Source organism: Xanthobacter cornucopiae (assembly GCF_043195065.2).
Lineage (GTDB): Bacteria > Pseudomonadota > Alphaproteobacteria > Rhizobiales > Xanthobacteraceae > Xanthobacter.
Window position 1 is genome coordinate 3,715,787 of sequence record NZ_CM195531.1, and the last position, 22,040, is coordinate 3,737,826.

General features: G+C 72.7%; 12 protein-coding genes. 5 read left to right on the forward strand and 7 right to left on the reverse strand.

The window, feature by feature from the left end; genetic code table 11:
• Window positions 1–79 precede the first annotated feature (79 nt).
• The 4 genes from V5F53_RS16395 to V5F53_RS16410 all read left to right on the forward strand — a co-directional run bounded on the left by V5F53_RS16395 (window position 80) and on the right by V5F53_RS16410 (window position 5,042).
• Window positions 80–1,027 (forward strand): ABC transporter substrate-binding protein, encoded by a 948-nt coding sequence (locus tag V5F53_RS16395; protein ID WP_393994796.1) that lies wholly within the window; start codon window positions 80–82, stop codon window positions 1,025–1,027.
• A gap of 102 nt (window positions 1,028–1,129) precedes the next feature.
• Window positions 1,130–2,164: a quaternary amine ABC transporter ATP-binding protein gene (locus tag V5F53_RS16400; protein ID WP_393994795.1), complete on the forward strand. Its 1,035-nt coding sequence runs from the start codon at window positions 1,130–1,132 to the stop codon at window positions 2,162–2,164.
• Window positions 2,161–4,170 carry an ABC transporter permease gene (locus tag V5F53_RS16405; protein WP_393994794.1) on the forward strand — a complete coding sequence of 670 codons (2,010 nt, stop codon included), beginning with the start codon at window positions 2,161–2,163 and terminating at the stop codon, window positions 4,168–4,170. Before V5F53_RS16400 ends, V5F53_RS16405 begins: the two co-directional genes overlap by 4 nt.
• Window positions 4,167–5,042, forward strand: coding sequence for a phosphotransferase (locus tag V5F53_RS16410; RefSeq protein ID WP_393994793.1), 876 nt, complete (start codon window positions 4,167–4,169; stop codon window positions 5,040–5,042). The genes V5F53_RS16405 and V5F53_RS16410 overlap by 4 nt, the downstream gene beginning before the upstream one ends.
• 45 nt (window positions 5,043–5,087) lie before the next feature.
• Here the strand turns inward: V5F53_RS16410 and V5F53_RS16415 are convergent, their stop codons facing one another.
• Window positions 5,088–6,761 (reverse strand): glycosyltransferase family 4 protein, encoded by a 1,674-nt coding sequence (locus tag V5F53_RS16415; protein ID WP_393994792.1) that lies wholly within the window; start codon window positions 6,759–6,761, stop codon window positions 5,088–5,090.
• 350 nt (window positions 6,762–7,111) lie between these two features.
• Between V5F53_RS16415 and V5F53_RS16420 the strand changes: the two genes are divergently transcribed.
• Entirely contained in the window at window positions 7,112–9,829 is a 2,718-nt protein-coding gene (locus V5F53_RS16420; protein ID WP_393994791.1) for a beta strand repeat-containing protein, read from the forward strand.
• 272 nt (window positions 9,830–10,101) lie between these two features.
• Here V5F53_RS16420 and trxA read toward each other — a convergent pair whose 3' ends face one another.
• The 6 genes from trxA to V5F53_RS16450 form a co-directional block, all read right to left on the reverse strand.
• On the reverse strand, window positions 10,102–10,422 hold the full coding sequence (gene trxA, locus V5F53_RS16425; RefSeq protein WP_393994790.1) for a thioredoxin: 321 nt from the start codon (window positions 10,420–10,422) through the stop codon (window positions 10,102–10,104).
• An 85-nt stretch (window positions 10,423–10,507) separates the two neighbouring features.
• On the reverse strand, window positions 10,508–13,990 hold the full coding sequence (gene addA, locus V5F53_RS16430; RefSeq protein ID WP_393994789.1) for a double-strand break repair helicase AddA: 3,483 nt from the start codon (window positions 13,988–13,990) through the stop codon (window positions 10,508–10,510).
• A complete protein-coding gene (gene addB / locus V5F53_RS16435; protein ID WP_393994788.1) occupies window positions 13,987–17,043 on the reverse strand; it encodes a double-strand break repair protein AddB in 3,057 nt (1,018 codons plus the stop codon). The genes addA and addB overlap by 4 nt, the downstream gene beginning before the upstream one ends.
• Before the next feature lie 39 nt (window positions 17,044–17,082).
• A complete protein-coding gene (locus V5F53_RS16440) occupies window positions 17,083–17,784 on the reverse strand; it encodes a nucleotidyltransferase family protein (RefSeq protein WP_393995397.1) in 702 nt (233 codons plus the stop codon).
• A 17-nt stretch (window positions 17,785–17,801) separates the two neighbouring features.
• A complete protein-coding gene (tsaE, locus tag V5F53_RS16445) occupies window positions 17,802–19,358 on the reverse strand; it encodes a tRNA (adenosine(37)-N6)-threonylcarbamoyltransferase complex ATPase subunit type 1 TsaE (RefSeq protein ID WP_393994787.1) in 1,557 nt (518 codons plus the stop codon).
• A complete protein-coding gene (locus V5F53_RS16450; RefSeq protein ID WP_393994786.1) occupies window positions 19,358–21,772 on the reverse strand; it encodes a sensor histidine kinase in 2,415 nt (804 codons plus the stop codon). The genes tsaE and V5F53_RS16450 overlap by 1 nt, the downstream gene beginning before the upstream one ends.
• Window positions 21,773–22,040: the final 268 nt, after the last annotated feature.

Sequence of the window (22,040 nt, forward strand, 5' to 3'; positions counted from 1 at the left end):
ATTCCTGGGACGATATGAAATTTCTGTTTAGTGAACGGCTTCGGAGTAAGCCGCCGATAAACTTCCAAAGGGGTTCCGCATGCTTCGCACTCTGTCTCGCATCGCCCTCGCGGGCGTCGTCTCCATGGCGGTCGGCACGGCCAATGCCGCGCCGGAATCCAAGGATCCCATCAAGATCACCCTCAACGACTGGACCGGCCAGCTCCTCAGCGCCCACATCATGGGCGAGATCCTGAAGAAGCAGGGCTACAACGTCGAATACGTGCCCGCCGATTATCTTGCCCAATTCTCGGGCATGGGCACCGGCGACCTCACCGTCGCTCCCGAAGTCTGGGCCACCACCGCCCAGGAAGCCCTCGACGCGGCGGTGAAGACCGGCGGCGTGGAGAATGTGGGCTCCTCCGGCATGGAAGCCCGCGAGGACTGGTGGTTTCCCGAATACATGAAGGAAAAGTGCCCCGGCCTGCCCGACTGGAAGGCCCTGAAGGCCTGCGCCGCCGCCTTCTCCACCCCCGACACCGCCCCCAAGGGCCGCTACCTCGGCGGCCCTTCCACCTGGGGCGGCTATGACGAGGAACGCGTGGAGGCCCTCGGCCTGCCGTTCGAGGTAATCCATGCCGGCACCGACGCCGCCATGTTCGCCGAGCTGAAGAGCGCCTACGAGCGCAAGGCCCCCATCATCTTGTGGATCTACACGCCGCACTGGGCGCCCATCAAGTACAAGGGCGAGTTCGTCGAGTTCCCGGCCTATCAGCTCGCCTGCTACGAGGACCCGGCCTGGGGCGTGAACAAGGAAATGAAGTACGACTGCGCCAAGCCGCGCGGCCCCATCTGGAAGGCGGTGTGGTCCGGCATGAAGCAGAAGTGGCCGGGCGCCTATGGCATCATCTCGAACTACAAGTTCGACAACAACACCATGGGTGAGCTGGCCGCCCGCGTCGATATCGAGGGCGAGAAGGTCGAGGACGTCGCCGCCGACTGGGTCAAGAAGAACGAAGCCACCTGGAAGGGCTGGGCCAAGCAGTGACCGCGCCTTCAAGGTCTTTCCGCTGACCTTTCACGACCTGCACCCGGGCGGGACCGCGCCCGGGTGCCTGCGCCGCTTCCTTCGTTTCCAAGGCCCACGACCATGAGCCATCCCGTTCTTGCCTGCCGAGGCGTCGCCAAGCTCTACGGGGCGAAAGCCCAGCGCTTCGTCGTCGACGGCCGGCTGTCCGCCGACGCCGCCACCCTGGCCGAGGCCGGCGTCACCGCCGCCGTGCGCGATGTCGACCTCGACATCCAGCGCGGGCAGACCTTCGTCATCATGGGCCTGTCCGGCTCCGGCAAGTCCACCCTGGTGCGCTGCCTCTCCGGCCTCACCGCGCCCACCGCCGGCGCCGTGCTGTTCGAGGGGCGCGACCTGTTCAAGTATTCGGAAAGCGAGCTGATCCAGATCCGCCGCCACCAGATGGGCATGGTGTTCCAGCATTTCGCCCTGCTGCCCCATCTCAACATCCTGCAGAACGTGGCCTTCCCCCTGGAGATCCAGGGCCGCACCAAGGCCGAGCGCCTGGACAAGGCGCACAAGATGATCGAGCTCGTGGGCCTGAAGGGGCGCGAGCACCGCTTCCCCAGCGAGCTGTCCGGCGGCCAGCAGCAGCGCGTCGGCATCGCCCGCTCGCTCGCCGCCGATCCGGACCTGTGGTTCCTGGACGAGCCCTTCTCCGCCCTCGACCCGCTGATCCGCCGCGAGATGCAGGACGAGGTGCTGCGCCTGCAGGGCATGTTGAAGAAGACCATCGTCTTCATCACCCACGACTTCGACGAGGCGGTGCGCATCGCCGACCGCATCGCCATCATGAAGGATGGCAAGGTGGAGCAGATCGGCTCCGCCGAGGAACTGGTGCTCACCCCGGCCACCGACTACGTGCGCGCCTTCACCCGCGAGGCACCGCGCGCCAAGATTCTCACCGCCCGCTCCGTGATGGCCCCCGCCCCCGCCGACGCCCGCTTCGCCGGCCTGATCGAGGCGCGGGCGCGCATCGCCAGCTTCGCCCACCAGGTGGAGACCACCGACGCCTATTACGGCGTGGTGGACAACGGCCGCGTCATCGGCGCCATCGACCGCCTCGCCGTCATCGACGTGCTGGTGGGCCGCGAACCGAGGACCGCCGCAGCATGACCCTGGTCACATCCACCCCGGACACGGCGGCCCCCGCCCCCTTTCCCTGGCGCCGCCTGGTGTGGCCGGCGGTGGTGGCGCTCACCATCGTCGTCGTCATGCTGCCGGCCGGCGCCCTGCCCGGCTGGGCCACCAAATATCCCACCGCCTGGCAGCTGCCGCTGGCGGGCTGGATCTCCGATTTCATGAAGTGGCTGATGGGCAGCGCCAGTTTCGGCCTGTTCACGGTGCGCGACCTCACGCGCGCCCTCTCGTCCGTGCTCAACGTGCCCCTGGTGGTCGCCCGTTCGCTGTTCGCCACCGGCGTGATGCAGGGCGAGGGCTCGGCGGCGGTGCAGCTGTTTCCGCCCATCCCGTGGTTCGCCATGGTGATTGCCTCCACCGCTTTGTCTTTTGCCATCGGCGGACTGCGCCTGGCGGTGGGCATGGCGGCGGGGCTGCTGTACCTCGCGGTGTTCGGCCAGTGGACCAGCGCCATGGTCACCTTCGCCTCGGTGCTGGTGTCGGCCATCATCGGCGCCTTCGGCGGGCTGCTGCTGGGCCTCGGCTGCGTGCGCTCGAAGCTGCTGGAGCGGGCGATCTCGCCGCTGCTCGACGTGGCGCAGACCATGCCGGTGTTCGCCTATCTGCTGCCGATGCTGATCCTGTTCGGCTTCGGCCCGGTGTCGGCGATGATCGCCACCATCATTTATGCGGTGCCGCCCATGGTGCGCATCACCATCGTCGCCATCCGCGCGGTGCCGGAGGAGATCGAGGCGCTGGGCCGCATGACCGGCTGCACCCGGCGCCAGATCACCTGGAAGATGCTGGTGCCCTCCGCCATGCCGGCGCTGATGGTGGGCGTCAACCAGGTCATCATGCTGTCCCTCAACGTGGTCATCATCGCCTCCATGATCGGCGCCGGCGGCCTCGGCTGGGACGTGCTGGCGGCGCTGCGCCGCCTCGACATCGGCGGCGGCCTGGAAGCCGGCCTCGCCATCACCGTGCTCGCCATCCTGCTCGACCGCTTCGCCCAGGCCCTGGCCTTCCGCGCCCGGCGCAACCGCCGGGCGGCGCAGGACCGGCAGCGGGTGCGCATCGGCGTCTACGCGGCGCTGGCGCTGGCGGCGGCGGGCTGGATCGCGGCCGCCCACTGGCCCCAGATCGCCGCCTATCCGGCCGGCCTGCGGCTGTCCACGGCGCCGTTCTGGAGCGACCTCGTCTCCTGGATCAACATCAACTTCAACGGCCCGCTGGATGCGGTGAAGACCTTCATCCTGCTGAACCTGCTGGCGCCGGTGAAGATGTTCATGCTGGCGCTGCCCTGGCCGTGGGTGGTGGCGGTGACCGCGCTCGCCGGCTATTGGCTCGGCGGCGCGCGGCTGGCGCTGACGGTGGGGCTCATGTGCGCCTTCATGGCGGTGGTGGGGCTGTGGCCGGCCACCATGATCACCGTCTACCTGTGCGGCGTGGCGGTGCTGATCGCGACCCTGATCGGCGTGCCGGTGGGGGTGGCCTGCGCCCAGCGCCCGGCGCTGCGCACGGCGGTGGAATGGATCATCGACACGCTGCAGACCCTGCCCGCGTTCGTCTACCTGATCCCCATCGTCATGCTGTTCCGGGTCGGCGACTTCACCGCCCTCATCGCCATCGTGCTCTACGCCATCGCCCCCGCCATCCGCTACACCGCCCACGGCGTGGCGCAGGTCTCGCCCCACCTCATCGAGGCCGGCGTCATGAGCGGCTGCACGCGGCGGCAGCTCCTCACCCGCATCCGCCTGCCGCTGGCGGTGCCCGACATGCTGCTGGGCCTCAACCAGACCATTTTGCTGGCGCTGTCCATGCTGGTCATCACCGCGCTGGTGGGCACCCGCGACCTCGGCCAGGTGACCTATGCCGCGCTCGCCAAGGCCGACGTCGGGCTGGGCCTGGTGGCGGGCCTGTCGGTGGCCTTCATCGGCATGATCGCCGACCGGCTCATCACCGCCGGCAGCGCCCGCCTGAAGACCGGAAGGGGCCACCCATGAGCGCCGCCGCAGACCGCGTCCGCGCCCTCTCCTTCTGGCGCGGCCCGGTCGATCCCAAGCCGCTCGGGGGCGGCATCACGAACTCGAACTTCGTGGTGGAGGACGGGCCGCGCAAATACGTGGTCCGCCTCGGCGCCGACATCCCGCTGCACAACGTCATGCGCTTCAACGAGCGGGCGGCGTCGGTGGCGGCGGAAGCGGCGGGGGTCTCCCCCGCCCTGCGCCACTTCGAGCCCGGGCTGGTGGTGATCGACTTCATCGAGGGTCGCACCTTCACCGATGCCGACGTGCGCGCCAACCTGCCGCGGGTGGCTGAGCTGGTGAAGCGCAGCCACCGCGAGGTCACCCGCCACATCCGCGGACCGGCGCTGGGCTTCTGGACCTTCCATGTCCTGCGCAACTACCTGTCCGCTTTGGCCGAGCGCCGGCACCGGCTGGCGGCGGACCTGCCGCGCCTCGCGGCCGTGACCGAGCGCCTTGAAGCGGCCCTGGGGCCCACCGAGATCGTGTTCGGCCACAACGACCTGCTGCCGGCCAACTTCATCGACGACGGCCGGCGCCTGTGGCTGATCGACTGGGACTACGGCGGCTTCAACACGCCGCTGTTCGACCTCGGCAACCTCGCCTCCAACAACGAGTTCGACCACGCCCAGCGCGAGGCGCTGCTGTCGCTGTATTACGAACGCGCGCCGGACGACGCCTTGCGCCTCAGGTTCCAGGCCATGTTCGTGTCGTCCCTGCTGCGTGAGAGCCTGTGGAGCATGATTTCCGAGCTCGAATCGCAGATCGACTTCGACTATCGCGCCTATACGGCCACCAATCTCGCCCGCTTCGAGCGCGGCCTCGCCGATTTCGAGGCCATGGACCGCTGATCGCCACCCGCATCGGGGCGGCCCGCGGCCGCCCCCGGCTCCCCCTCACCTGGGCAGGCGGAGCAGCCCGAGCTTGGCCAGGGCGCCGAGGCCGCGCAGCGCCCGCGTCCGCCGGTCCGCCGGCACAGCCGCCACCAGCGCATGCGCCGGGGCCGGGCCCGCAGCCGCCGCGCCCAGCACCACCGCCACGTCCGCATCGGCCGGCAGCACCACGCGGGCGTAGTCCACCATTGCCAGCGCCCGCAGTTCGGCCGCCCGCGCCAGTGCCGTGTCGAGGTCGGGCGCCCCCAGTTCCAGCACCGTGTCGGGGCCCAGGTGATGGGTGGAATAGCCGGCGAACGCGGCGAACGGGTCCGGCCGCCCCGGCCAGCGGGGGCGGGGCTGGGGCTGCGCGGCGGCAGCCCGGCGCAGCTCCGCCAGTTCATCCCACAGGGCTTCGTAGCGCGGGATCACCGCCGCCCAGTCGAACACCTCGCGAGCCCGTTGACGCCCCGCCTCGCCCATCCGCCGGCGCAGCTCGGCCGAGCCGAACAGCTGGCGGAACGCCTGCGTGGTCGCGTCCACGTCCACCGCCACCAGGGCGCAGGTGAGCCCGCAATACAGGTCGTAGGTGTCGAGCCCGAGCCCATGCCGCAGCGCCAGGTCTCCGCCCAGCCCGGCCACCGGCATCAGGGTGGGCACGCGGAAGCCGTCCACCCCGTCGCGCACCGTGTCGCGATAGCCGTCCCAGTCGCTCACCACCACCGGCAGGCCGGCGGCCATGGCTTCGATGGGCGTGAGGCCGAAGGTTTCCTGGATATTGTCCGAGAGCGAGCAGAATACGTCCGCCCCCGCCCAGGCGGTGCCCCGCGCCTCGGCGTCGCGGCCATCAAGGCGCACCACACGCACGTCGGGACAGGCTTGGCCAGACGCGGCGGCAAACGCGGCGGCGATATGGTCGTTGGCGAACCACCCGCACTCCACCAGCACCACCTCGTGCCGGGCGCCGTCGCCCCGCGCCGCCGCCTGCAGCGCCTGATACATCGCCAGCGGATGGGCCTTGGCGTGATAGGCCAAGCGCCCAATGAACAGCACCACGATGGCGTCCGGCCCCACCCCGAGCCGCGCGCGGGCGGCGGCGCGGGCGGCGGCATCGCTGGCAAAAGCGGCGCTGTTCAGGCCCAGCGGAATGACCGGCATCTGCGGCTGCGTCCAGCGGAAGGGGCCGAAGCGCCGCGCCAGCCGCTCCTCTTCCGCCGCCAGCATCCAGGCCACCTGGTCGCGCACCGCCGTCGAGGTCAGGATGATGGCATCCCAGGGCTGCACGTTGCCGGCGACCAGGCCGGTGAACACGTCCATCACGCCGGCCGACGCGGTGGTGTGGGTGACGCCGGTGAGGCTCCAGCGCGTGGCGCCGAAGGCGGCCCGGCGCCGGGCGTGGGCCTCGATGTCCGGCCCGGGATAAAACAGGGTGCCCGCCCGTTCGAGACCGGGAAGGCCCGTGCGGTCCAGCACCGTCACCGGCCCGGCGCGCCCGGAGGCGGCCACGGCGGCGCGGAACGGATCGGCATGGGCCGTCGCATCCACCAGGGCGCAGGCGCCGGATCCGCGCGCATGCGCCAGGAAGCCGTCCAGGAAAGATTGCCCGGCGGCGTTGCGGCCCATGAGCTTGGGGCCGCTCGTGGTATAGGCTTCCGGGTGGTAAAATATGGCGGCGCCGGTCGCACCTGCTCTGGTCATGTCCGCCGCCCCAGGGCGGGTGGAGGCCATCGGGACGGTGGCGGGCGGGGCCGTGCGGCGGGCTGTCGTCATCGTCGTCGGGTCCGGAAGCCGCCTCGCAAGGCGGGGCCGCGGGGATATGCCGTGCCGGCAATTACCATCGCCGCCGGAACAACTTCAAGGCGAAACTCGACCACGCGGCCAATGGCATGCTCGCACGGTTTTGACCGCTGCGCGCGGCGGCGGGCTTGCAACCCGGCCCGCCCGGGTGCATCCGGCTGGGGTACCAGCTGGACCGTGGCCGGCGTCGCATCGCCGGACGTTCCGCCCCCTGTGGCCCGCGCCGGGCCGGACAAGAGGAGATCGGCATCGTGGCTGACGTGACGGGAACGAGCGGTGACGATGTCCTGGCCGGTGGCGACGGCGACGACACCCTCACCGGCGGCCAGGGCAACGACAGCCTGAACGGCGCCGGCGGCAACGACCGCCTGCTGGGAGGCGACGGCGACGACTTCCTCTACGACGTGGAGGGCAACCGCACCACCATTCTGGGCGGCGCCGGCAACGACACCATCACCGTCGGCGCCAACATGGGCGGCACCATCGACGGCGGCGCCGGAACCGATGTGCTCACGGTGCTGTCCGGCACTCTCGAAGGCTTCTCCCGCATCACCGGCATCGAAACCCTCTACACCGGCGGCTGGGCGGTGACGGCGACGGCGGCGCAGCTCGCCTCCTTCACCACCATCGCCGCCACCGCCGATGCGCCCGCCACCACGGTCTATCTCACCCTGGCCGACGCCGGCACGGTGGACCTGTCGGGCGCGCTGGCCGGCCGCGCCGCCAGCCTGGCGGGCTCCGCCGGCAACGATGTCGTCACCCTCGGCGCCGGCGACGACGCCGCCTACGGCTATGCCGGCGACGACCGCATCGACGGTGGCGCCGGCAACGACGTCATCTACGGCTACGAAGGCAACGACATCCTGTCCGGCGGCGCCGGCGACGACCGCGTGGACGGCGGGGATGGCGACGACACCCTCTCCGGCGGCACCGGCAACGACGTGCTCACCGATTTCGCCGGCATCTCCACCCGCGTCCTTGCCGGCGCCGGCGACGACGTCATCACCCTGCTCTCCGGCATGGCCGGCACGGTGGACGGCGGCGCCGGAACCGACGTGCTGACCACCGCCTGGGGCTCCGACCTGTCGGCGCTCACCAGCATCACCAATGTGGAGGTCTTCTACACCTCCGGCAACGAGGCGAAGGCCACCGCCGCCCAGCTGCAGGGCTTCGACACCATCGCCGTGGCGGCGGACGACCTGTCGAGCCCGGTCTATCTGCAGCTCGCGGCCAGCGGCAGCGTGAACCTGGCGGCCGCGCTGGCCGGCCGCTCCGCCACCCTCAAGGGCACGGATGGCGCCGATGCCTTCACCACCGGCGGCGGCGACGACAGCCTGCTCGGCTACGCCGGCAACGATACCCTCGACGGCGGCGACGGCAACGACTGGCTGAGCGGCGGCGACGGCAACGACAGCCTCACCGGCGGCGCCGGCAACGACAACCTCACCGGCGGCACCGGCGACGATCTGCTCACCGGCGGCACCGGCAACGACAGCCTCGACGGCGGCGCCGGCAACGATCGCCTGCTGGGCGGTGCCGGCAACGACCTGCTGACCGATACCGACGGCGACGACGTGCTCGACGGCGGCGCCGGCGACGACACCCTGGCCGATTATGCCGGCACCACCACCACCCTGCGCGGCGGCGCCGGCAACGACACCCTCATCGTCGCCTCGGGCCTTGCCGGCCAGGTGGACGGCGGCGCCGGCATCGACAGGCTCACCCTGGCCTGGGGCGGCGACCTGTCCCGGCTCGGCACCCTGCGCAACGTGGAGTTCCTCTACACCGACGGCGGCGAGATCACCGCCACGGCGGCCCAGCTGGAGTCCTTCACCACCATCGCCGTGTCCGCCGACAAGCCCAACGCCCGGGTGCATCTCACCCTCGCCGCGCGGGGCAGCCTGAACCTGAGCGACGAGCTCGGCACGCGGGCGGTGTATCTGAGCGGGTCCGCCGGCGCCGACCGGCTGACCACCGGCGCCGGCAACGACACGGTGGACGGCCGGGCCGGAAACGACATCCTCGACGGCGGCGCCGGCAACGACACGCTCTACGGCGCGGAGGGCGACGACACCCTGATCGGCGGCGCCGGCAACGACCGGATGCGCGGCGGCGCCGGCAACGACACTTATCTGGTGGAGGACGCGGGCGACATCGTCCAGGAATACGGCGACGAAGGCATCGACCTGGTTCAGACCACCCTTGCCGCCTACACCCTGACCAACAACGTGGAAAACCTCGCCTTCGTCGGCACCGGCGCGTTCCGGGGCACCGGCAACGGCCTCGCCAACCGTCTCACCGGGGGTGCCGGCAACGACAGGCTCTCCGGCGGGGCGGGCAACGACACCCTCTCCGGCGGTGCCGGCAACGACATCCTGGATGGCGGCAGCGGCGACGACGTCATGGCCGGCGGCGCCGGTGACGACACCTATGTGGTGAACGCCGTCGGCGACCGGGTGGTGGAGAGCGCCGCCGGCGGCATCGACACCGTGCGCACCACGCTCGCCGGCTATAGCCTCGGCGCCAATGTGGAAAATCTGCTCTACACCGGCAGCCGCAGCTTCACCGGCACAGGCAACGGCCTCGCCAACGCCATCACCGGCGGCAGCGGCGGCGACCGGCTCACCGGCGGCGCGGGCGCCGACACGCTGACCGGCGGCGGCGGCGCGGACCGCTTCGTCTACACGGACGCCGCCGACTCCCCGCTGGCGGCCCAGGACCTCATCACCGACTTCTCGGCCGCCGCCGGCGACCGGCTGGACCTGTCCGCCATCGACGCCAACAGCATCGGCGGCACCGCCGACGACGCCTTCGTCTATGTGGGCACGTCCGCCTTTTCCGGCACCGCCGGCGAGCTGCGCTTCTCCGGCGGCCTGCTCCAGGGCGACACCGATGGCGACAAGGTGGCCGACCTGTCGATCCAGCTCGCCGACGTGCGCAGCCTCGCCCGCGGCGGCCTCATCCTGTAGCTGGCCAGCGACCCGGCGCACGGCCAGCGCGCGGACACGAAAAAGGCATCCGCATGCCGGGCCGGCGTGCGGATGCCTGCTTCAAGACATCACGTGGCTCCGGCGGCCTCCGCCGACCGGCCCCGCGTCAGACCAAAGGCCCGTGAGCTTGGCTCATGGGCCTTTGGTCAAGCCCGCGCGGCGCTTGAGCGGGCCCATTTGAGCGGGCCCATTTGAGCGGGCCCACTCGAGCGAGCCCACTTGGCACCGGTCGAAGACCGGGGCCGATGGGATCAGATGGCGGCGTTGATCCACTGCACCAGCTTGGCCTTGGGGGCGGCGCCCACCTGGCGGGAGGCGATCTTGCCGTCCTTGAACAGCAGCAGGGTGGGGATGGACATGATGCCGTACTTGGAGGCGGTCTGCGGATTCTCGTCCACGTTCAGCTTCACGACGCGCACCTTGCCGTCGAGCTCGCCGGAGACCTCGTCCAGGATCGGCGCCACCATGCGGCACGGCCCGCACCATTCCGCCCAGAAATCAACGATCACCGGCGCGCTGGAGTTGATCACGTCGGTCTCGAAGTTCTGATCGGTCACCTTTTCGACGGCCATGGCACACCTCGTAGGGGCAGAAAGAAAGAGCCACTGAATGTTGCTCCGGAACGTAGGGATGCCCTCCCCGTCCCGTCAAGCCGCGTCACGCCGAGGTGAGCGCGGAAAGGTGGACGAGTGACGCCTGGAGGCGGGCCGCGTCGAGCACGAACACCCTTGGCTCAGCCGTGTAGACGAGGCGGGCCTCCACCGCGCGCCCGCCGAACACCTGCGACAGCAGTGCGCCGTACACGGCCAGTTGCGCCACATAAGCGGGCTCCACCTGTTCAAGGGTTTCCGGCGGCCGGCGGTCGGTCTTGAAGTCGGCGACCAGGATGCGGTCGGACAGCGCCGCGAGCCGGTCGATTCGCCCGTTCACCGCCACCGGCCCGCGCCCGGGGAGGGCGAGACGCCCCACCACCGGCACCTCGGCCCGGCTGTCGGGGCCGAACAGATCCGCGAGCGGTGCATGGCCGAGCACGGCGAGGGCCTCCGCCAGGATCTCCCCGTGGATGTCCGCGTCGAGCCCGTCACCCGCGTGGCGCAACAGGCGCAGGCCCGCCGCCGCCCGCGTGGTGGGCTCCACCTGCGGCAGGCCGGCCAGCAGGCGGTGCAGCAGGTCGCCCCGCACCACCGGCGAGAGCCGCTCCGGGGCGCCGCCGCCATGGGGGAGGACGACGCTGGCGCGGGACGGCCGAAGCACCCGGGGCGGCGGCTCGTGGGGCGGCGCCCCGGCAAAGCGCAGGGGCTGGGGCACCGCCTCGGCCACCGCCGCCGGCGCCCGCGGGGCAAGGCCGAACACGCCCTCGGCCCGGCCCCAGCGCAGCACCTCTCCCTCGAAGCCGAACGCCGGCGCCGTCCGCGCCTCCGGCGCCAGCGCGGTGCGCACCAATTCGTACCAGCAGCCCTCCGGCCGGGCGTGGTCCTTGTCCTTCGCCGGCAAGGAGGTCTCGGCGCCGCAGACGATCAGCGCATCCTCGGCGCGGGTGAGGGCGACATAGAGCAGCCGGCGGTACTCATCCAGGTCGCGGGCGGCGGCGGCGGCGCGGGCGGCGGCGAGAACCGGGGAATCCTCGCCCTTGCGGGCGGCCAGAACCGGCACCTCCGGCCCGCCCGCCACCGGCAGCCGCAGGAAGCCGCCGGACGATCGCGCGCGCGGCAGGTCTACTGTGTCGGCCAGGATCACCACCGGGGCCTCCAGGCCCTTGGCGCCGTGCACGGTCATCACCCGTACCTCGTCGCGGTCGCTTTCCATGTCGCGCTTGGTCTCGGCGCCGCCGCGCCGCAGGAAGGCGAGCAGGCCGGCGAGGCTCGCCGGCTCGGTGCCCTCGTGGGCGCGCGCCAGGGTCATGAACTCGTCCAGCACGTCCGCCGCCTCCGGGCCGAGCCGCGCCAGCATGGCCCGCCGGCCGCCGTCACGGCCGAGCACCCGGGCATAGAAATCGAACGGCCGCAGCGCCAGCGCCTCCGCCCGCCAGGCGGCAAGGCGGCCGGCGGCGGCCTGGGCCCGAGCGTCGTCCGCCGCCGCCAGGGCATCGGCCAGGCGGCCGGGGCGGGCGGGGCACAGGCGCATGAGATCGTCGTCGGTGAAGCCGAACAGCGGGCTCTTGAGCACGCTCGCCAGGGCCAGATCGTCGTCGGGCGACAGCAGCGCGTCGCCCAGGGCCATCAGGTCCAGGGCGGCAATGTGCTCGGCCACCACCAGCCGGTCGGCGCCCGCCACGGCCACGTCCGCGTCCTTCAGCTCCTTGAGGGCGCGGATCACGGCCTCGAACACCCGGCCCCGCCGGCGCACCAGCACCAGCACGTCGCCGGCCCGCATGGCCCGGCCTCCGCGCGCGGGGATGGCAAGACCGGCCCGGATGCCGGCCTGGATGAAGCCGGCGATCCGCTCGGCCAGGGCCGTCACCGGATCGCCGGCGGCCACGGCGTCGAGGGGCCGGCGCCAGTCGTCCATCTCCGGCACCGGGCTCGGCACGGTGGTCGGCCACAGTTCCACCAGCGCCGGCGCCTCGGCGCGGATGGCGGTATGCACCGGGGCGGCGGAATCCAGGGTCACGCCGGCGCGCGCCTCGGGGCCGGCGAAGATGCGGTCCACCGCCTCCAGCACGCCGGGGGCGGAGCGGAAGGAATGGGGCAGGCTCACTTCCTGGAAGGTGGCGCCGCCGGCCTTGCGGGCAAACTCCGAGCGCATGCCGCCGAACGCCCGTGGATCGGCGCCCTGGAAGGAGAAAATGGACTGCTTCTCATCCCCCACCACGAAGATGGTGCGCCGCACCCCCGCCCGGGCACCGGCGCCGGAAAAGAACTCGGAGGTGAGGCCATGCACCACCGCCCACTGGGCCGGGCTGGTGTCCTGCGCCTCGTCCACCAGCACGTGGTCGATGCCCTGGTCGAGCTTGTAATGCACGAACGAGGCCGGCACCTGATTGAGCAGGCCGGAGGCGCGCGCCACCAGGTCGTCGAAATCCAGCAGGCCGCGCAAGGCCTTCTGCATCTCGTAGCGCCGGCACACCTCGGCCCCCAGCACCAGCGCCGCCTCGGTGCGCTCCAGCACGCGGGCGCCGCGCAAGGCGGCCTCCAGGCCGGCCAGCCGCTCGCGTTCCGCCTTCATGCGGGCGAGCAGATCGGGATAGGCCTCGGCCACGAACTTGGTGGCCAGGCTGCGGTCGGCCCGCGGCTCGCGCTTCTCGGTCAGGAAGACGCTGAGATATTCGGCGCGCGCCTCCGCCGGATCGCCCGCCTCATAGGCGGCCTGGAGGGCGGCGGCGCGGTCCTGGTCGGTCTTCTTGTCGGAGGTGGCGAGCGCCCCGGCTGCGGCCTCCCATTCACTCCAGGGCAGGTGCGGGCTGTCCAGCACCTGTGCTTCCAGCGCGGCGACGCCGTCGCCCTCCGGCACCCCCAGCGCCGCCGCCAGCGCGGCGCGGCGGGCCCCGGCGCCCGCCCCAAGCGCACCGATGCGCACCCGCTCGGCAATGGCGGCGTCCAGCAGGGCGGTGATGGAGCTGTCGGACAGGTCGGCCATGAGCTGCGCCAGCGCCCGGCCCAGCTCGCCCTCGGGATGGCCGGTGGCCTCGACGACCAGATCCTGGCGGATGCGGGCCATCAGCTCGGCCCGGCCCGCCTCGTCCAGCTCGCGGAAGCCGGCGGCCACGCCGGCCTCGAACGGGAAGCGATGCAGCAGGCCGCCGCAGAAGGCGTGAATGGTCTGAATCTTGAGCCCGCCCGGCGTCTCCAGCGCCAGCGCGAACAGCCGCCGCCCCCGGGCCCGCAGCGCCGCCGTCACCGGCGTGCCGGTGGCCGCCGCCAGCTCCACATCGAGGCCGGCATCGTCGAGGCCCACCCAGCGGCCGAGGATGCCCAGCACCCGGTTCGCCATGTTGGCCGCCGCCGCCTTGGTGTAGGTGAGGCAGAGGATGCGCGCCGGCGCCACCCCGTCGAGCAGCAGGCGGATGACCCGCCGCGCCAGCACATGGGTCTTGCCCGAGCCGGCATTGGCCGACACCCAGGCCGAATGGGCGGGATCGGACGCCAGGGACTGGCGGCGCGTGGCCTCCGCCTTGGGGCCGGTGGAGATCGGCGCGGTCATTGCTCTTCCTCCCCGCCGAGCGCCCATTCGCGCACCCGCGCCAGATGATCGTAATCGCCGAAGCCGCCCTGCCACTGCGGCGCCGCCAGGGAGCGATAGCCCTGGGCCTCGTCCTCGAACGCCGCCAGCAGCGACAGCAGCCCCTCAAGCGCGGTCTCGGCCACGTCCGTGGGGGTGCGGTCCTTGTAGCGGATGGGCTTTTCCTCACCGCCGGCGGCGCCGCCTTTCAGCTCCACATAGGTGATCTCCGACACCGGCAGCGGCGGCACCTCGCGGAAGGCGCCGCGCGTCGCCATGGCCGCTTCCAGGGCGAGCTGGGGCGAGAGCGAGGCCACCTGCCGGGCGGTGGGGGCGGTGCCGGTCTTGTAGTCGAGGATGGCCAGGGTGCCGTCGCGCATCACCTCGATGCGGTCGGCGCGGCCGGCGAGACGGAAGCTGGCGGCGCCCGGGGAAAGCCGGGCAAGGGGCAGGTCGATCTGGCCCGGGGTCTCGGCGACGATGGTCTCGCACCGCATCCGGCGGCGGCGCTCGAACTCCACCACGAAGCCCGCCACCCGCTGGAACCGCGCCCACCACACCGCGTGTTCCGCCGGAAACACCGCCAGCGGGGCGAACGCCGCGCGCCCGTGCGCCAGCAGCCGTTCCAGGGCGTCAGGCGGCAGCGTGCGTGGGAATTCGGCAGTGAAGGCACCGAGCGCGGCATGCAGCGCCGAGCCGCGCTCGGCGGCGCCTGGCGCCGCATCCAGCGGGTCCAGGGGCTGCAGCCGCAGCACATGGCGGGCGAAGATGGAATAGGGATCGCGCAGGAAGGTTTCGATCTCGGTCACCGTCAGCCGGCGCGGCCGCAGCGCCAGGGGCGGTGCCGGCGCCGGGCGGGTGGCGCGCGGCACCGGCGGCGCCACGTCGAGGGCCACGGCGGCGGCCTTCCAGCGGCTGCCGCGCGCCCGCGCGGCAGCCGCCAACTCCGGCCCCAACACGGTTTCCAGCCGCTTGAGAAAGCGCGAGGGCACGCTCTGGGTGCCCCCCACCTTGCCGGCATAGGTCAGCATCACCTCGGCGGCGCCGAACGCCTGCACGAAGTCATGCGACGACAGGCCGATGCGCCGCTCCGGCAGGTCCAGGCCAAGGTCGAGCCGCATCGGGCGGCTGAGCCAGGGGTCGGTCTCGCCCTGCTGCGGCCACGCGCCTTCCACCAGGGACCCCAGCACCACCCGATCCACCTGCACCAGCCGCGCTTCCAGCGGCCCGAGGATGCGCAGGCGCATATGCCGCTCGCCCTCCGGGCGCACCATGGCGTCGCCGATCAGCGAGGAGACGGCGTCGGCATAATCGGCCAAGGTCAGGTCCGGGCCCACCGCGGCCGCCTCGCCCACCGCGCCGAACGCCCGCGCCAGGGCGGCGCGGGCGGGATCCTCGTCGGCCTCGTCCAGCGGCCCGCAGATGGCCTCCACCGCGGCGCGATGGGCCGCCACCAGCGCCGGCAGCGGCAGCGGGCCAGACCGCCCGGCCAGGGCCGACAGGTCCGACAGCGCCGCTTCCAGCTGGTCCACCAGCAGGCCAGCCCGGTGCAAGGCGGCGTCGGTCAGGCGGCGGCGCGGGTCGGCGCCGCGAAAGGCGTCGGGATCGCAGGCCTCCAGCGCCGCCCGCAGCCCGGCCACCCCGGCCCGCGGACGCGGCCCGCGCAGCGCCGCCAGCTCCAGCGCCGCCAGCGCCTCGGCCTTCAACGCGGGGTCGAGACCAAAGCCGGCCAGGGGATGGCTGAGCAACGCGAACAGCGGCACCGGGGCGCACGCCTCGGCCGCCACCTGCGCCACCAGCCGCGCCAGCCGGCCCACCGGCGCCTCCCCCAACGGCGTGCCGGCGGAATCGTCCAGCGCCACGCCGAACCGCGCCATTTCCGAAACCACCCGGCGGGCCAGGTCGCGGTCGGGCGTCACCAGCGCCGCCGTCGCGCCCGGACGGTCCAGCGCCTCGCGCAGCAGCAGCGCCACCGCCAGCGCCTCCTGGCGCGGATCATCGGCCTCGACGATGGTCAGGCCGGCGCTGGCTTCGGCGCGGGTAGCCTCGGGCAGGCGGTCGGGCAACAGCGCCCACAGGTCTGAGGTCTCCGCCTGCCGCATGGCCTCGCTCAGCAGCAACTCACGACCGGAGGAGACGGCCAGGGGGTCCACGTCGGCGCGCGTGATCCCCAGCGTTCGCAACAATCTGGCGAGGCCATACTGGGGATGGTCGGGCGCGCCATCGAGCGGATCGGCGAGCAGGGCGAAGGCGCTGTCCTCCAGCTCGAGGTCGAGCCCCGGCAGCACCACCGCGCCCCGGGGCAGGCGGGAGATGGCGGTGAGCAGCCGCGCCGTCGCCGGCATGGAGCCGGTGGAGCCGCCGGCGATCACCGGCCCGGCCGCCGCCCCGAGCCCAGCGAGACGCCGGGCTTCCGCGTCCACCAGGGCATCGCGCCGCACCGCCGGCTCCACCAGCCCGGCGGCAGCGAGATAGGCGTCGAAGCCAGCGCGGGCGATGCGCACGAAATCGAGGCTGATCTCGAAATAGGGATCGAGCTCGCGCGGCGTGAGCCCGTCGAGGCGCGAGACCGGCACGCCGGCGGTGGAGAGATCGTCGAACAGCGCCGCCAGCTCGTCGGCCAGCGCCAGGGTGGCGGCCGGCCCGGCGGCCACCGCCGCCCGCCCCTCGCCGGCCTTCAGGGTGTCGCGCCAGCGTCCCACCAGCGAGGCCAGCACCAGCCGACGGTGCACCGGGGCGATGGCGTGGGGCGCCGCCAGCAGGGGCGCGTCCTCGCAGAAGGCCAGCGCATCCTCGTCCACGTCGCCGAGGGGAACGATGCGCGGCAGCAGCAGCGCCTCGGTCTTCGCAGCCACCCGCAGGGCCTCCGCGAACAGGCGGCAGGCGCGGCGGGTGGGCAGGAACACCGTGGCGTCCGCCAGGGCCATGGGGTCCTGGCGGGGCGCGTAGCCCGGGATCAGCCGCCCGTCCAGCAGCGCCCCCGCCAGGGTGGCGAGAAACGGGGCGGTGGGCGGAATGGTGAGCACACGGGGCACGGGGCACCCTCCGGACGAGAATCGGGCTAGCCGCCGATCCTACTCGCTGGAGAGCTGAATCGCCTCCTCGGCCAAAGCGATGGCCTCGGGCGTGCCCACATGCATCCACACCCCGTCGAGCCGCAGGCCGAACAGGCGCTCGCGCTCCGCCGCCCGGTCGAACACCCGGTTGAGCGAGAACGGCCCCTCCGGGGCCGCCGCGAACAGCTCTGGCTTCAGCACGCAGGCGCCGGCATAGATGAAGGGCGCCACCATGCGCTCGGCGCGGCGGCTCAGGCGGCCGGTGGTGTCCATCTGGAAATCGCCGAGGCCGTCATAGCCGATGGAGGTGGCGGCCGGGGCCAGCAGCAGCAGCGCGTCCATGCGCTCGGCCTCGAACCCCTCCACCAGCCGGACAAGGTTGGGCCGCGCGCCCTCGATCCAGATGGTGTCGGAATTGATGGCCACGAACGGGCCCGGCGCCAGCAGCGGCAGCGCCCGGCGCACGCCGCCACCGGTCTCCAGCAGCAGGCCGCGCTCATTCGAGACGGTGATGCGGGGCCGCCCCTGGCGGCCGGCCAGATGCGCCTCCAGCAGGTCCGCCAGATGGTGGACGTTCACCACCGCCTCGTCGATGCCGGCGACCGCAAGGGCATCCAGCACATGGTCCACCAGGGGACGGCCGTAGACCGGGACCAGCGGCTTGGGAATGCGATCCGTGAGCGGCCGCATGCGCGTGCCGAGGCCGGCCGCCAGCACCATCGCCTTGTGAATGCGCGTCACGGGTTCAGGTCCTTCGATGGCAGCACCGCCTCGTACCAGCCGCGCAGCGCGCCCAGTTCCTGGTGGCCGAGGCAGCGCGCCAGGTAGCGCCGTATGCGCGGGATGTGTCGCAGGTATTGCGGCTTGTGGTCCCGCCGGTCGAGGCGGGTGAAGATGCCGAGGATCTTGGTGGCCCGCTGGGCCCCGAGCAGGGCGTAGGAGCGGGCGAAGCCGCGCACGTCGAAGCCCGGGTCGGCTTGGCGCCGGGCCTTCACATACTGGCCCACCAATTGAAGCTCCAGCTGTTCCGGCACATCCACCCGCGCGTCCTGGGTGAGCGAGACCACGTCATAGGCGGCGGGCCCCAGCACCGCGTCCTGGAAGTCGATCAACCCCACCCGCTGCACGCCCTCGCGGCTGGGCAGCCAGATGAGGTTGGGGGAGTGGTAGTCGCGCAGCACCCAGGTGGGCGGCTCCGCCATCACCGCGTTGAGGGCGCCGCGCCAGAACAGGTGGAATTCCTCCCGCGCCACGCCGTCGACCTTGATGCCGCGGGACGGCAGGTACCAGTCCAGCATCAGGTCCACCTCCGCCAGGAAGGCGGGCACGTCATAGGCCGGCAACGGGCGCTCCACGCGGGGCGCCACGTGCAGGGTGTGCGGCAGCGGCCGGGCGTGCAGCGCCGCCAGCACGGCGATGGCGGCCTCGTAGCGCTCGCGGATCGGCGCCGGCGGGTCGCCGCCGGCCACGCCCTCCTGGCCCAGGTCCTCCAGCACCAGGAGGCCGGCGTCGATGTCGGCGGCGTGGATCAGCGGCGCCGAGAAGCCCTGCGCCAGCAGGGCCCGGTCCATGGCCACGAACGGCTTCACGTCCTCGGCCAGATGCACCAGCCGGCTGTAGGGCACCCCGCCCTCACGCAGCGGCGGGCCGTCGGGGCGGGGCGGGGCGTTCATGAGGATGGCGCTGCGGTTGGGCAGCAGGAGACGGGTATAGGACCGGCTGGAGGCGTCGCCCTGCAGGAACACCCGGTCCGCCTTCCCGAACCCGGCGGAATCGATGAGGCCTTCCGCCACGTGCAGGCGCGTCAGCCGCTCCGCCAGGATGCCATGGCCGGAAATGACGGCGATGCGGGCCTCGGGCCCGATGTCGGGCGCCAGCAGCAGCAGCACATCCACCCGGTTCTCCGGCAGGCGCCCGCCCGCCCGGTCTGCCCATTCCACCAGCAGCAGGGCGTCGTCGCCCGCCTCGTCCCAGCCGATCTCGTCCAGTTCCTCGTCCTCGACGATGCGATAGAGATCGGCGTGCACCACCCGGCCGCGCGTGAACTCGTAGGTGATGACGATCGGAAAGGTGGGGCTCGGCACCTCGACGTCGGCGCTGCCCGCCACGGCGCGGATCAGGGCCCGGGCCAGCTGGGTCTTGCCGGCCCCCAGGTCGCCGCTCAGGGTGATGGTGTCGTTGGCGCCGAACCAGGAGGCGAGCACCACGCCGAGGCGCTCGGTGGCGACGAGGTCGGGCAGGACGACCTGATAGGCGCCGGGCTCGCCGGCGATGCGCTGGATGAAGGCACTCATCAGGCCGCTTCCTGGTGCGAGGTTCCGGGCAGGGGGAAGACGCAGGTGGCGAGGGTGCCCCGCGCGCCGGGCTGGCGGGTCGCCGCCGGCACCACGCTCACCGAGCCGCCATGCAGGGTCATGAAGGAGCGCACGATGGCAAGGCCCAGCCCCACGCCGCGATGGCGCGGGTTGGAATTGCGGCTCTCGAACCGCTCGAACAGGGTTTCCGCCAGTTCCGGCGGCACGCCCGGCCCCTCGTCGCTCACCGTGAGCGACAGCGCCTGCGGCCGGCGCTCGGCGCCGAGCGTCACCGTGCCGCCCTCGGGCGAGGCGGCGATGGCGTTGGTGAGCAGGTTGAACAGGATCTGCCGCACCCGCTTGGGATCGGCGGTGAACCGGCCCGCATCCCGCGGCACCGCCATGACGAGGCGCACCCGCGCCGTCTCCAGCTGGTCGTGGGCGGCCTCGGCGACGCTCTCCAGCATCTCGCCCACGTCCACCTCGGTCAGGTCCAGCTCCATGGCGCCGGCGTCGATGCTGGCGAGGTCCAGGATGTCGTCGATGAGCGCCCGCAGCTGGTCGGAGGACAGGCGCATGTGGTCGAGATAGTCGCGCTGGCGGGTGTTGAGCGGGCCGGCCATGCCTTCCCGCAGCATGTCCGCATAACCCATCAGCGTGTTGAGCGGCGTGCGCAGGTGATAGGAGACATGGCTGACGAACGCGTTCTTCAGCTTGTCCGCCGCCTCCAGCGCCTCGGCCCGCTCGATCAGCGCCCGCTCCACCTTCACGCTATCGGTGACATCGCGGAAGGTGACCAGGGTGCCGCCGTCGGGCAGCGGCTGGGCGGTGCCGTCCAGCACCCGCCCGTCGGCCCGCTCCAGGCGCAGGGTCTGGGCCTCGCGGTGTTCCATGGCGGTCACCACCGAGCGGATGCGCGAGAAGGCCGCGCTCTCGCCGTGACGCGAGCGGCACAGCGCCGCCACCGCGTCGATATGGGGCTTGTCGCCAAGCGCCTGGGCATCGAGCGTCCACAGCGACAGGAACGCCTCGTTATAGAGATGCAGCCGCCCGTCGGAGCCGAACACCGCCACCGCCTCGGCCAGCGCGTCCAGCGTCTCGCCCTGGATGCGGATCAAGGTGTTGTAGCGGCTTTCCAGCGCCACATGCTCGGACAGGTCGTCGAACAGATAGGTGACGCCGCCCTCGGCGTTGGGGGTGATGACCACCCGCAGCATCTCGCCGCCGGGCAGGTGCCACCAGTCGTTCACCGGCTCCAGCGCCCGATAGGCCTCGCGCAATTGCGCCCGCCAGGCCGGAAAATCGGCCTGCTCGGGCACCTTGCGGCGGGTGCGCAGGTTGTCGAGGATCTGGCCGTCCGAAGGCCGCTGGTCCAGGAAGGCCGGCGAGAAATCGAACAGCCGCTCATAAGCGGCATTGTGGAACACCAGCCGCTCGTCGGCGCCGAAGATGGCCACCGCCGTGGTGAGCTGGTCCAGGGTGCGCCGATGGGCGGCCACGGTGCGCGCGGTCTCGGCCCGGGCCGCCTCCACGTCGGTGGCGTCCACCGCCAGGCCGGCGATGCCGAACGGGCCGGCCACCTCCACCACGTCGAGCTGGCGGCGCCGGCCGCGCGCCACCGCCCGCACCCGGCCCTGGAAGGCGCCGGAGCCGCGCTCGGCGCTGGCGGCCGCGGCGCGGGCCTTGCTGTCGAGCAGGTCCAGCCCCTGGGCCCGCGCCTCCTCGGCGGAGGCCGCGCCCACCGCGGCCACGAAGGCCGGGTTCACATAGGTCAGCGCCCCATCGGCGGCCCGGAGCCAGGCCGGCGCCGGCGCCGCGTGGAGCACCGCGGTCAGCCCCGCCAGCATCTCGCGGTCCGCAGGGCGCTCGCCGGCCGGCAGCGGATGCACCATGACCACGCCGGCGCCGTTCAGGGTGCGGCCGACGATGCGGAACGCCCGGCCATCGGCCGACGTGAGCCCGCGCTCGATGTTCTCCTGTCCGCCGCGCAGGGCGGCCACCGCGAGGTCCACCTCCCGCGCGCCGGCCGCGCCGAGCCAGCCCGCGCGAGCCTCCTCCTGCACGCCGAAACAATCCGCCGCGTCCCCCGGCCGCAGCCAGATCAGCGCGCAATCGGCGCCCGCGCCGAGCAGGACCCGCAGGCTGTGGGCCTCGGCCCGCGCCCGCGCGGCGCTGCCGGCGGCCTGCTCGGCCCGCGCTTCGGCGGCGCTGGCGGCGGCCTGCGCCAGCCGTGCCCGGCGCTCGCCCAGCATCCAGGCCGCCGCCGCGGCGGCGGCGCCCAGGGCCAGCCAGGGCGAGGCGGTCGCGAGCGTGCCGCCCATGCCGGCAGCGACGGCGGGCGCGCTCCAGGCGGTGAGGGCGGTCGAGGTCAGCAGAAGCGGCAGCGCGCGCCCGGCAGCGCTTCGCCCGATCACAGTTGGACCCGACGCATCCGGGCCCGATGGCCGCCGCGCCCCGAGCCGCAGCCCCCGGAGCCTTGCCGCCATCGTCGTCACGCCGCGCCCCGCCATTCGCCCCTGCCCTCTTCCTGGAACCGCTGTCCGCCCGCCCGCCGGACCCAGCGGCTCGTGAACCGTGATCGGGGCCGCCGCGCGGAGCGCCCGGTCCCCCGCGCCCGGCGCCCGCTCGTTTTGACGCGCGCCGCCTCACCCCGTCGCGTGGAACCACGACAGCCGGGAAGGG

What these genes read in the sequence shown, in the direction of transcription:
- tsaE (WP_393994787.1), bottom strand. Translation starts at nt 19,358, where the DNA reads ATGAGTGCCTTCATCCAGCGCATCGCCGGCGAGCCCGGCGCCTATCAG.
- V5F53_RS16415 (WP_393994792.1), bottom strand. Translation starts at nt 6,761, where the DNA reads ATGACCAGAGCAGGTGCGACCGGCGCCGCCATATTTTACCACCCGGAA.
- V5F53_RS16440 (WP_393995397.1), bottom strand. Translation starts at nt 17,784, where the DNA reads ATGGTGCTGGCGGCCGGCCTCGGCACGCGCATGCGGCCGCTCACGGAT.
- V5F53_RS16395 (WP_393994796.1), top strand. Translation starts at nt 80, where the DNA reads ATGCTTCGCACTCTGTCTCGCATCGCCCTCGCGGGCGTCGTCTCCATG.
- trxA (WP_393994790.1), bottom strand. Translation starts at nt 10,422, where the DNA reads ATGGCCGTCGAAAAGGTGACCGATCAGAACTTCGAGACCGACGTGATC.
- addA (WP_393994789.1), bottom strand. Translation starts at nt 13,990, where the DNA reads ATGACCGCGCCGATCTCCACCGGCCCCAAGGCGGAGGCCACGCGCCGC.
- V5F53_RS16400 (WP_393994795.1), top strand. Translation starts at nt 1,130, where the DNA reads ATGAGCCATCCCGTTCTTGCCTGCCGAGGCGTCGCCAAGCTCTACGGG.
- V5F53_RS16410 (WP_393994793.1), top strand. Translation starts at nt 4,167, where the DNA reads ATGAGCGCCGCCGCAGACCGCGTCCGCGCCCTCTCCTTCTGGCGCGGC.
- V5F53_RS16405 (WP_393994794.1), top strand. Translation starts at nt 2,161, where the DNA reads ATGACCCTGGTCACATCCACCCCGGACACGGCGGCCCCCGCCCCCTTT.